The sequence below is a fragment of the Prevotella sp. Sow4_E9_plate genome, from assembly GCF_052116205.1.
In the GTDB taxonomy this organism is placed as follows: domain Bacteria; phylum Bacteroidota; class Bacteroidia; order Bacteroidales; family Bacteroidaceae; genus Prevotella.
This window is the reverse complement of record NZ_JBQKLN010000045.1, coordinates 22032-33309: the sequence shown is the minus strand read 5'-3', so window position 1 is coordinate 33309 and position 11278 is coordinate 22032. Positions and strand designations below refer to the sequence as shown.

The window sequence follows — 11278 nt, the reverse complement described above, 5'->3', positions numbered from 1 at the left end:
AACGACTGCGTGGAGAGATAGAAGCGAACAATGATTCTGGTCTCCACATCAGCAGTAGATACATACTTCCTGAGGAACAGCCAATGATGGCTGCGGAACCAGAGCCAAATCAAGACATTAGAAGTAATATTAAATGATCATATATATAGCAAGAAAGATGTATCTTTTCTGATATGGTAAAGGTGTTTAGTATAACAGATATAAAATAATTGGATAAAAATGAGAAAAGAATCAAGAGCAATGGATAGTCTATGGGCATTGGAAGTAATGCACAAGGCTCCGTATATAACTGTCAGTTTTATTGACGAAGACGGCAAGCCTTACGGTTTACCTCTTTCACTTGCATCAGATGATGATGTGAACTGGTATTTTCATGGTGCCTTGGAAGGCAAGAAGTTGGAGGCAATCAAGACTCATCCTGAGGTTTGCCTTTCAGCCGTAACCCGTTGTGCGCCTACGGTTGGTCCGAAGGACGGCAGTTTCACCCTGCAATTCAAATCAGCCATTGCATTCGGCAAGGCAGAAATCGTGACAGCTGAAGCAGAGAAGATTCATGGTCTCCGACTAATCTGTGAGCGTTTTCTTCCTCACCACATGGATGCTTTCGACCAGAGCATCGCCCGTTCCCTATCACGCACGGCTGTAGTTCGCATCACGCTTACTGAGCCTCCAACCGGCAAGCGCAAGCAGTATGATAAGGAGGGCGTGGAAATGAAATATGGCAGAATGGAATAAAGAGGCAATTGCTCCTTCTATGTTGCATTATAAAACAAAGAATTTATGACTTCACTTCAAGAAAGACTGTTCGCCATGCAGGATAAGCAGTATGCTGCTTTCCAAGCCAAACTGACACCGGGAGTGCCTATGGAGAGTTTCATAGGCATTCGTGTTCCTGTGCTTCGCAAGTTTGCAAAAGTATTTACAAAGGAGGCTGAATGCGAGGAATTCCTTCATCAGCTTCCTCACGAATACCACGATGAGAATATGCTTCATGGTCTTCTCATTTCCGAGGTGAAGGACTACGAAGAATGCATCCGTCTTACAGACAGATTCCTGCCATTCGTGGACAACTGGGCAGTTTGCGACATCATGTCTCCGAAGGTGTTTGCCAAACACAAGAAGGAACTGTTGGCGAAGATCAAGACTTGGAGTAAATCATCACACATTTATATTTGCCGCTTTGGAATAGAGACACTTATGTCTCATTACCTGGATAAAGACTTCAAGGCAGAATATCTTGAAATTCCTGCATCAGTAAGGAGCGAAGAGTATTACGTAAAGATGATGGTTGCTTGGTTCTTCGCCACGGCTCTTACCAAGCAATGGGACGCAACGATTCCCTACATCGAGCAACGCTGCCTTGCTCCCTGGACGCACAACAAGACCATCCAGAAGGCCATCGAGAGCTACAGAATCACGCCCGAGCAGAAGGAATATCTGCGGACGTTGAAGATAAAATAATTATGACACAAGACACATCTACATATTACGTTTGGATAGGTGGCTCATGTGATTATGGCCATAAAGAGCGAGCTGGTGGTGCTGCCGTTGTGATTGAGAACAACGACAGCATCATCAGCCGTGATGTAATCAGCGACCTACACACCACAGAGTTCCGAATGATGCTAACACTCATGATTAAGGTAATGCAGGAAATCCCGGAAGGTTCCGACGTTCTCTTCCTGACCAACGCTGCCTATATTCAGAATTTTGACAAGGCTCCAACATCAAAGTCAGCTAATCCGGACTTGATAGTTCAATGCATTGAGGAAAAGAAAAGGCACAACTCTGTCGGAGTCAAAATCGTACAATATCACAAAAGCCCACTTCTGATAGAAACCCATGACAGGGCTACGGAAGCAATGGCTAAGACAAGGAAGGAGTTTCATCTGAAAAACAAATGAAAATAATGGAATACAAAGATAAAGTAGTCATCGTGACAGGTGGCGCACAAGGCATTGGCAAATGTATTGCCGAAGAATTCAGAAAGCAAGGAGCTCTGGTAGAAGTCATCGACAAGCAAGAAGGACTGGATCACTTTGTTGGCGACCTCTCGAACAGGTATGCTATTGAGGAGTTCACGAAACTTGTAATCGAAAAATACGGCAAGGTTGATTTCATAGTGAACAATGCCCTACCTCTGATGAAAGGCATTGACGAATGCTCATACGAAGAATTTGAGTATGCGCTCAAAGTGGGTGTAACTGCGCCTTTCTACATGGTAAAACTCCTGAAGGATCATCTTGCAGAAGGAGCTTCCATCGTCAATATTTCATCTTCTCGCGACCGCATGAGTCAGCCTCAGACAGAAAGCTACACGGCTGCGAAAGGCGGTATTGCAGCACTCACACATGCCCTTGCCGTCAGTCTTGCAGGCAAGGCTCGTGTCAATTCCATCTCTCCTGGATGGATAGATACGGACTATAAAGTATATGAGGGTCCCGATGCCTATCAGCAACCGGCAGGACGTGTCGGCAATCCTCTCGACATTGCCAACATGGTACTTTTCCTCTGTTCCAAAAAGGCAGGTTTCATCACAGGCGAGAACATCTGCATAGATGGTGGAATGACCCGACAGATGATTTACCATGGTGATTGCGGATGGAAACTGGAATAATACTCATATAGGAAATTGAGTAATAGTACACAAAACTATTGAGACCAATCCTTTTATCGGTCTCGTCTGAAATCGTTGCGTCCATCTCCATGCCACCATGCGCCCAGGAAGGCGAAGATGGCACGGAAAATGACGTAGATAACGATGATGTCAACAAATTCATTCATAAGCTTGATATTTAGCGAGTTATTCAATATATATTCACAACCGGAATGCCCAAACAGTTGGCTTTCTTGAAAGTGTAGTAGGTTCCACCCTTCTCTCTCCCATCATAGAAGGCAATGAGGAGGGATGCATTCTCAACCATGAACTCGTCTCGGTCAAGAAAACATCGGGTGTAATAGTATTCTGAAAGGATGATCACCTCATCTGCTGAAGCCATCAATCCATCATAAGCCATCCTGTCGCCGGGCTTGAACCTATCAGCCTGACCTCTGAAAGGAATGGCAGCGGTAAGCGTCATTCCTGGACAGGAAGGTTTCAGAGACTGCACAATCTGGGCTGCCATCAAGTCAATACCGATGGCGAATCCCGAAATAAAATTACTGATGCTATGCTCATAAGCTTCGAGGATGGCTTTGGTCAATCGCTCTCTTATAACCTCCTGCTGTGAGAAGTTGTAAAAGCGATGACCAGTAAAGGCTGCCGAAACAGCCTTATCAAACTTTGTCATGTTATTTCTTTTCATTGCTGTACATATTTATATGATGTCTTGCCGAGGAAAATGCCGTTTGTTACGTGCGCCCCTACTTGTTCCAATTGTGCGGTGTAGGCACAGAATGAAGTGCCGGTAGTGACCACATCGTCCCAAATGCAGACTATCTTGTTTTTGAAGAAGTTAGCATCCACCTCTATATTATTCTTTTCCTTCAAGCGCTTTGCTCGCTCTTCCTTCTTGACCTTTGTGCCATGAACTGCGGTACGTTCGCCAACAACCTTGACATGAGAAAAGCCGTTGATTGCTCCTGAAAACTTGCAGACAAGTTCGGAGAAATTCTTGTTGCGTGCCTCGTTACGCTCCTGACTGCTTGCAGGAACGCAGGAGAAAACCACGCTGCGAACCTTGCGACCAAACTTCTTGACAAGCATCTTTGCCACGCACTTCGCCACATCAGCATGGTTTCGACCATCCTTGAAATCATAGATAACCTGGCGGTCGAAGAAAGCATCCATACCGATGTTCTTGATACGTACCGGATAATAGCGCAAAAAGCTGCTCAACTCCTTATCCTCCTGTCCCTTGATATAAACCTGTACCATGTTCATAGCTTTAATTGTTGTTGCTTGGCAAGTAGCTGCCATCAGCCACTACCCACCGAGAAAAATGTTTTCAATCGTAGAGTCTGCTGAGGAAAGACTGCAACTCTCTGTCAATGATTTCAGAAAGCTGACATGGTTGGAATGGCTTTCTCTGCTCCACTCTGACTATGCCGAGTCCGAACTTGGTTGCGTCCAGTTCCACACTTGCCATTTCATTGGCAGAAATGTAGCTGTACTCAGTCTCAGCCAGACCTACAACGATGCCAAAGAGCACAAAATCATCATTCTCTCGCTGTCCTTCAAGAATGTACCAGCGAGCGTTGCCGATGAAAAACACTGCGATGCAAACTGCATCCTTCTTCTTGCTATCCTGGGAATAGAGCGGATAGTCCTGCATTGCCTTCTCCAATTCTGGAGTAATCAGGCGATTGTTGAAATCTTTTGCCATAGTCTCTAAATTTTTTCTCCCTTTCGTTAAGTCCTTTCGGACTTGGGATCGGGAAGCTTTTTCTGCTTTTCAAAGTGCGTACAAGGCAATAAGGCAAGTCTGATGGGAAGAATACTCTTTTGCATGTTTCATGGAAAAGGAAGATTGTTACCGAATCACGACTTGCTATTTGCCAGATACGCGATAACTTTGCAGAAAAAGAATCCCGAAATCCCAAAGACGATACGGAAGCAAAGACTTCTGGTTTCAGTAAGAAGAAAAAGTATAACAGGGAATGACTGCAGGGATAGAAAAGCCGGGTGGGAATAGTCCAAGCAAGTATCAACAGTTTTAAAAGTCAGCGTACTGTTCCTTCGTAAGTCGATAAAATCGGCCTGCGAAAGAACAACACCCTGGCTAACTGTTCATGCTTACTGGACTATGGCGTGGGCGAAGATTATAAAGAAGGAAAGCCGAAAGATTTATAAGGAAAGACAGAATGCTTATAAAGAGGAAGACCTGGATATTATAATAAGGTGGAAGGGAGGGAAAATGAAGGTTGATGCTGTGAGCCAGTGCCCTTCTCGACGAATGGACATGCAGTAGTGGCAAACTGAATAAGTGGGAATCGCTTGCGTCCCACCTACTCAGTTTGTAAGCAACCGCATGTCGTTTCGTGGGCACCTTCCGACTGAGGGGCTTTGCACTTACGTCATGCTCTGCTGACATAAATGCAAGGTCTATCAGGTGGAACTCCAGTAGCTTCCTTCATGGCGAGGGGCGAAGCATTATCATCTTGTTTATAAAAATGCAAATCTATAAAGGCCTGCTACTCATCATGGTATGAGGGCTTCAAGTTGTATTCATGTGTACACGTACACACCTATCCATGTATATATGTATTCACATCCACATGAATACATTTTAGAAGGAGAAATGACAGAATGCCTATAAAAACGAAATGCATTATATTCTAATAAGGTGGAAGGGAGGGAAAATGAAGGAGGATGCTGTGAGCCAGTGCCCTTCTCGACGAATGGACATGCAGTAGTGTCAAACTGATTAAGTGGGAAGCGCTTGCGTCCCACCTACTCAGTTTGTAAGCTACCGTATGTCGTTTCGTGGGCACTTTCCGACTGAGGGGCTTTGCACTTACGTCATGCTCTGCTGACATAAATGCAAAGTCTATCAGGTGGAACTCCAGTAGCATCCTTCATGGCGTGGGGCGAAGCATTATCATCTTGTTTATAAAAATGCAAATCTATAAAGGCAGCTACTCATTATGGTATGAGGATTTAAGTTGTATATATGTGTACACGTACACACCTATCCATGTATATATGTATTCACGTCCACATGAATACATTTAAAAGAGGAAGACCAGGATATTATAATAAGGTGGAAGGGAGGGAAAATGAAGGTTGATGCTGTGAGCCAGTGCCCTTCTCGACGAATGGACATGCAGTAGTGTCAAACTGATTAAGTGGGAATCGCTTGCGTCCCACCTACTCAGTTTGTAAGATACCGGATGTCGTTTCGTGGGCACCTTCCGACTGAGGGACAATGCACTTACGTCACGCTCAGCTGACATAACTGCAAAGTCTATCAGGTGGAACTCCAATAGCATCCTTCATGGCGTGGGGCGAAGCATTATTAGGGAAAATCAGCCGATTATCACTATAAGGATATCGCAATAATGATGAAAGGAACAGTGCCAAGACCTTTTATGAAGCAGGAGCAGATAACTATTTAACAAAAAACTTAAAGTTCTCTGCAGAGTATGCACTTATCAATGTCCGGACTTTGGACAAACATAACTATAGCTTTAAAAATGCAGAAATATATTAAGTTTTAAATTTTATCTAACAGGAGGAAGATTCCTCCTGTTAGATAAAATTTAAAGAAGACCAATAAAATCTGCCAATGCTTTTAAGAATCTTGAATAAATGACTTTGTCTGGCTTTTCAGATAATCCATGTCTCTATCATATACTTCAATGTTATCACACCTTCGTAACACCTATGAACGGATTGTAACAGAGATGTTATCCTATATTCATCAGAGAGTAACTGGGCTGAAATAATATCGCTATAATTTTGCACCTGAAATATTTAACGGTATTAAAATGAAAAATTTTGTAACATTATTGCTGTCTATAGCATTGTCCTTACCTATGACAGCTTGCTCGGAAAAGAGCATCAACGCTGATATTGAAGGGTTCAGCAATCACAAGAAAGAACAGAGCAATATTACGGGTAAAGTTACCTGTGGAGGTAAGGCTATTGCCAATGCTGTGGTTTCTGACGGTGTGGAAGTTGTGAAAACCAACGACAAAGGCGAATACAGTTTCCTGTCAAAAAAGAAATATGGCTATGTCTTCGTTTCTATCCCATCCGGATATGAAGCAACCATGGTAGGAAACCTGCCACAGTTTTTCAAGCATCTTTCCAGCAAAGATACTAAAACAACTGAAAAGATAGATTTCTCGCTCAACAAGGTTGATAATCAGAAACACGCTGTCCTTGCCATGGCTGACTTCCATTTGGCAAAACGCAATAATGATATCAACCAGTTTGAAAGTGTAGCTGCTGATATCAACCAGACCGCTCAGGAATTGCGTGCTCAGGGATATAAAGTTTATGGCATCAGCCTGGGGGATGAGAGTTGGGACGGATTCTGGTATTCCAACAATTATGGCATCAAGGAAACTTTCCGGGAACTGCAGAAAATAGAGATTCCTTTCTTCCATTGCATGGGAAATCACGACAACGATCCTTACTTCCCTGACGACAGAAAGGCTGAAGATGAATGGATTAAGATCTGCGGACCGGTATATTATTCTTTCAATGCCGGTAATGTACATTATATTATTATTGATGACATACAATATCTTAATGCTGGTGCATCGCAGGGAACCATCGGAAAGCGCAATTATAATGAAACTGTCATTCCGGAGGAACTCGCATGGCTGAAGAAAGACCTTGCTTCCATCCAGGATAAGAACACCCCTATCATGGTAGCTACCCATGCTCCTCTCTATGGTAATCCAAAACTGGGTGGTAATCAGGAAATTGATGATGATAACCTGCAAAACACGGGTGAGATAGAAACCCTGTTTGCAGATTTCTCCAATGTCCACTTCCTTTCCGGACATACACATGTCAACTATAATGTTCAAAAGCGAAACAATATCCGTGAACACAATACTGCTGCTATCTGTGCTACATGGTGGTGGACGGGTAAACTGTCTGGCAATAATACTTGTACCGACGGAACTCCAGGAGGTTATGGCGTATATCTGTGGAACGGCAAACTGGCAGAATGGTATTATAAAAGTAGCGGTTTTGATAAAAAATACCAATTCAGAGCCTACGATCTCAACACTACTTACATTGCTCCAGAAGTATATGCTCCTAAATATCAAGAAGATATGAAGATATATGCACAGGGATATGATGTAAAGAAAAGCAATAATGAAATCCTGCTGAATATTTGGAATTATCAGCCTGACTGGAAGATAGAAGTAACCGAAGAAGGAAAACCGCTTGAGGTAACCCGCATGGAAGGTTATGATCCGCTTCACATTATTTCTTACGATGCCAAGCGCATCAATGCTGGAGGTAAAGCAAAGGTTACCTTCCCATCCACCCCTACTGCACACCTTTTCAAAGCAAAGGCTTCGAAAAGCAACAGTACAATAAAGATCAAGGTAACTGACAACTTTGGTCATGTCTATACGGAAGAAATGAAAAGACCAAAAGCATTCAACGTAAATATCAGATAATGTAGCACATAAATTCAAGAAGATATGAGACATTTTAAAAAGAGTTTGGGCTGTCTTGCCCTTGTTTCCATGGGAGGTCTTACTCCCGCAATGGCACAGATGGCTCCACGTGACTCAATTGTAGGAGCAGAAGGGAACATCAAAAAAATAAAAGTAGCAAAAGATAATAAAGAGTCTTTCACTAACCAGTCGCTCCATGAAGTGGTGGTAACAGCTTTGGGTATCTCACGCAAGGAAAAGGCATTAGGTTACTCTGTGAAAACAATCAATAACGATGAACTGACCAGTACGGTTAGTGGAAACTGGCTGGATAACATGGCTGGTAAAGTAGCTGGCCTGTCTATGGTCGGTGCAGGTACCGGTCCGTTAGGAAGCATGAGAATCACGCTGAGAGGTGACAATTCGCTCAACTACGGCAACAATAGCGCGCTCATCGTCATTGATGGAATACCGATGGATGCCGGCTCACCAACTACTGGAAGTGGTGCCAACTATGCCAATGGTGATGCTCCGGTAGATTTCGGAAGCAGTCTTGCTGATCTTAACCCAGACGATATCGAATCAGTTACCGTTCTGAAAGGAGCTGCAGCTACTGCCCTGTATGGTTCGCTGGCAGGTAATGGAGCTATAGTCATCACAACCAAGAAAGGAAGTACCAAAAAGGGTATCGGGGTAACACTCAATTCTTCAGTCACACTTGATTATGCCAGTTATTGGCCTGATTTTCAGAAAGAATATGGCGCCGGAAGTGACAATGGATTAAGTCCATTCTGCTTCTGGACACTGGATGCCAACGAAGCTCCCGATGGTATTGCTACATACCGCAATATTTCCCGTTATGCTTTCGGAGAGAAATTTGATACCAGCAAGATGAGATACCAGTATATGTCTAAAAACTGGGAAACTGGTACCTATGAAAAACTGCCATGGGTATATGCGGACGACTGGTATACCGGATTCTTCCAAACAGGTGTGACCTGGAAAAACACCATTAGTATAGCTGGAGGTAATGGTAGAGGTACATCGGCAAGAGCATCCATCAATGACACCCGAAACACCTGGATTACACCAAACACAGGTTATCGTCAGAACTCAGTTTCGCTGGCTTTCGAGACTCCCATCAACAAGAGTATCAAGCTGACAGCCAATGTCAACTATAACCATAAGTCCAGCGACAATCTGCCTATCAGTGGATATAGCGCACAGAGTCCGATGTATGCCTTAGTATGGGGATACAACAATAATCCTATCAAGGCATGGAAAGATGAATATTTCCAGGGCAGGTACAATGCAGAGAACTACAACAATACCGATGGCACCCATGGTAATAGTCTTGTTTATCCTGCTAACGACTCGTACAACCCTTACCGTACAGCATACGAAGAGATCAATACGCTCGATCGTAATCGCATTTACGGAAATGCACAGGTAAATATCAAAATTCTCAATGGACTGACACTCAACTTGCGTTCTGCTATCGACATAACTAACGACTGGCGTACCCAGAGAAAACCTTGGTACACTCCCAACTATCAGGCAGGATTCTATCGCGAACAGAGCACCCGTTCCTATATTCTGAATCATGACTTCCTGTTGCAGTATAAAAACAACTGGCTTGAAGACCGTTTCGGACTGACGGCAGCCTTTGGTGGAAACAGTCTCGAGCGCAAGTACCGACGCACAGACATCACTCTCAATAAACTTCAGATGGATGGCGTATACAACATTACCAACCTGCCGTCTGGAGAAATTCCGGATATCTACGCCAATAAAACGAAGAAGATTGTAAACAGCTTTTATGGTTATGCTGAAATGAGTTGGGACGGCACATACTATCTGGATCTGACAGCACGCAACGACTGGTCGAGTACGCTCAGCAAGAGCAACCGCTCTTTCTTCTATCCTTCCGTATCAGCCAGCATCCTTCTCGACAGAGTGTTCAACCTGCAGGACAAGGCTCATTGGATGAATATGCTGAAATATCGCCTTTCTTGGGCGAATGTAGGTAATGATACATCACCTTATTCCCTTGACCGATATTATTCATCCACCTCATACCCGGGAAGCTATACCATGCAGGGTACCATTCCTGACGCTAATCTGAAACCGGAGAATGTAGCAAGTTGGGAAACAGGATTCGAAGGAAAGATGTTCAATGGACGCTTGGGATTCGACTTTACTGCCTACCACACAGCTTCAACAAACCAAATTCTTACTGTTTCTGCCGATCAGATTACAGGTGCTACAGGATACAAAATCAATGCTGGTAAAATTACGAACCAGGGTATTGAACTGTCTCTCTCCGGCACACCGGTAAAGACCAGAAACTTTTCATGGAACATAGACATGAACTGGTCTAAAAACTGGAACAAGCTGGTTTCGCTGCAAGACGACTGGGATCCGCAAACCCCGTTGCAGACCAGTATGGGAACAACAATCGGAAGCCGCGTATATGTATATTCCTACGTAGGTCAGCAGATGAACTACATCTACGGAAGGGGGTACCAGCGCGCACCGGAGGGTTCTTATTATACAGATGAAAACGGCAACCAGATTGACTGTTCCGGTATGAAACTGATTGATAAGAATGGTTACCCTATGCTGGATACTAGCCCTACCCGCTGTATCGGTAAGGTTGATCCTGACTGGAAAGCCGGAATGACTCAAACCTTCAGATATAAGAATCTCACCTTGGCCATGGTATTTTCTGCCCAATATGGAGGTCATTGCTTCTCGGTTACCAACTTTGCTCTCTCCTATCAAGGAAAGTTAAAGAACTCACTTGAAGGCAGATACGATGGCCTTGTTGTAGATGGTGTGTACAAGGATGCGGATGGCAATTATCACAAGAATACTACCATCGTGGACAATATACAGACCTATTACAACTCTTATGTCTGGAACCGAAACAACACCGAGGAAAATACGTTCAATACATCATTCCTCAAATTGAAGATGGTACGACTCGACTGGCAGTTGCCTAAGACATGGCTCAGTAAGAAAAACTGTCCTGTGAAGTCTGCCCAGATTGGAGCTTATGCCACCAACCTGTTCTGTCTGACCAGTTTCCCACAATACGACCCAGAGGTGGGAATGGTAAATGGCGGCGATGTTCATTCCGGTATCGAAACTATGTCGTATCCTATGACCCGTTCATACGGCGTTAACGTAAAATTATCATTCTAACACA

The 11278-nt window shown here is 43.9% G+C and carries 9 protein-coding genes; 6 read left to right on the top strand and 3 right to left on the bottom strand.

Going from position 1 to position 11278, the window contains the following annotated elements; translation table 11 throughout:
- Nucleotides 1-219 precede the first annotated feature (219 nt).
- From ACTQ53_RS14215 to ACTQ53_RS14200, 4 genes are read left to right on the top strand one after another with little or no spacing between them, the layout of a single operon-like run.
- Entirely contained in the window at nucleotides 220-735 is a 516-nt protein-coding gene (locus ACTQ53_RS14215) for a pyridoxamine 5'-phosphate oxidase family protein (RefSeq protein ID WP_441933671.1), read from the top strand.
- A 45-nt stretch (nucleotides 736-780) separates the two neighbouring features.
- The gene (locus ACTQ53_RS14210) at nucleotides 781-1461 is read left to right on the top strand and encodes a DNA alkylation repair protein (RefSeq protein WP_441933669.1); all 681 of its coding nucleotides are present in this window, start codon (nucleotides 781-783) and stop codon (nucleotides 1459-1461) included.
- A gap of 2 nt (nucleotides 1462-1463) precedes the next feature.
- On the top strand, nucleotides 1464-1904 hold the full coding sequence (locus ACTQ53_RS14205; RefSeq protein WP_154479974.1) for a ribonuclease H: 441 nt from the start codon (nucleotides 1464-1466) through the stop codon (nucleotides 1902-1904).
- Between the two features lie 5 nt (nucleotides 1905-1909).
- Entirely contained in the window at nucleotides 1910-2617 is a 708-nt protein-coding gene (locus tag ACTQ53_RS14200; RefSeq protein WP_441933667.1) for an SDR family oxidoreductase, read from the top strand.
- A gap of 190 nt (nucleotides 2618-2807) precedes the next feature.
- On the opposite strand, the gene ACTQ53_RS14195 is transcribed toward ACTQ53_RS14200, so the two are convergent.
- From ACTQ53_RS14195 to ACTQ53_RS14185, 3 genes are all read right to left on the bottom strand, one after another.
- Nucleotides 2808-3305, bottom strand: a complete 498-nt coding sequence (locus tag ACTQ53_RS14195; protein ID WP_441933665.1) for an SLOG family protein — start codon at nucleotides 3303-3305, stop codon at nucleotides 2808-2810.
- Entirely contained in the window at nucleotides 3302-3883 is a 582-nt protein-coding gene (locus ACTQ53_RS14190; RefSeq protein ID WP_119227945.1) for a ribonucleotide-diphosphate reductase subunit alpha, read from the bottom strand. Before ACTQ53_RS14190 ends, ACTQ53_RS14195 begins: the two co-directional genes overlap by 4 nt.
- 64 nt (nucleotides 3884-3947) lie before the next feature.
- The gene (locus ACTQ53_RS14185; protein WP_256620994.1) at nucleotides 3948-4325 is read right to left on the bottom strand and encodes a DUF2958 domain-containing protein; all 378 of its coding nucleotides are present in this window, start codon (nucleotides 4323-4325) and stop codon (nucleotides 3948-3950) included.
- 2104 nt (nucleotides 4326-6429) lie between these two features.
- Here ACTQ53_RS14185 and ACTQ53_RS14180 point away from each other — a divergent pair.
- Together ACTQ53_RS14180 and ACTQ53_RS14175 are read left to right on the top strand one after the other, a co-directional pair.
- Nucleotides 6430-8088, top strand: coding sequence for a calcineurin-like phosphoesterase C-terminal domain-containing protein (locus ACTQ53_RS14180; RefSeq protein WP_203040479.1), 1659 nt, complete (start codon nucleotides 6430-6432; stop codon nucleotides 8086-8088).
- Between the two features lie 24 nt (nucleotides 8089-8112).
- On the top strand, nucleotides 8113-11274 hold the full coding sequence (locus tag ACTQ53_RS14175; protein ID WP_441933662.1) for a SusC/RagA family TonB-linked outer membrane protein: 3162 nt from the start codon (nucleotides 8113-8115) through the stop codon (nucleotides 11272-11274).
- The last annotated feature ends 4 nt before the right edge of the window (nucleotides 11275-11278 follow it).

Excerpts from the sequence above, each read along its gene's own strand:
- ACTQ53_RS14215 (WP_441933671.1), top strand. The coding sequence starts at position 220 with ATGAGAAAAGAATCAAGAGCAATGGATAGTCTATGGGCATTGGAAGTA.
- ACTQ53_RS14210 (WP_441933669.1), top strand. The coding sequence starts at position 781 with ATGACTTCACTTCAAGAAAGACTGTTCGCCATGCAGGATAAGCAGTAT.
- ACTQ53_RS14205 (WP_154479974.1), top strand. The coding sequence starts at position 1,464 with ATGACACAAGACACATCTACATATTACGTTTGGATAGGTGGCTCATGT.
- ACTQ53_RS14200 (WP_441933667.1), top strand. The coding sequence starts at position 1,910 with ATGGAATACAAAGATAAAGTAGTCATCGTGACAGGTGGCGCACAAGGC.
- ACTQ53_RS14195 (WP_441933665.1), bottom strand. The coding sequence starts at position 3,305 with ATGAAAAGAAATAACATGACAAAGTTTGATAAGGCTGTTTCGGCAGCC.
- ACTQ53_RS14190 (WP_119227945.1), bottom strand. The coding sequence starts at position 3,883 with ATGAACATGGTACAGGTTTATATCAAGGGACAGGAGGATAAGGAGTTG.
- ACTQ53_RS14185 (WP_256620994.1), bottom strand. The coding sequence starts at position 4,325 with ATGGCAAAAGATTTCAACAATCGCCTGATTACTCCAGAATTGGAGAAG.
- ACTQ53_RS14180 (WP_203040479.1), top strand. The coding sequence starts at position 6,430 with ATGAAAAATTTTGTAACATTATTGCTGTCTATAGCATTGTCCTTACCT.
- ACTQ53_RS14175 (WP_441933662.1), top strand. The coding sequence starts at position 8,113 with ATGAGACATTTTAAAAAGAGTTTGGGCTGTCTTGCCCTTGTTTCCATG.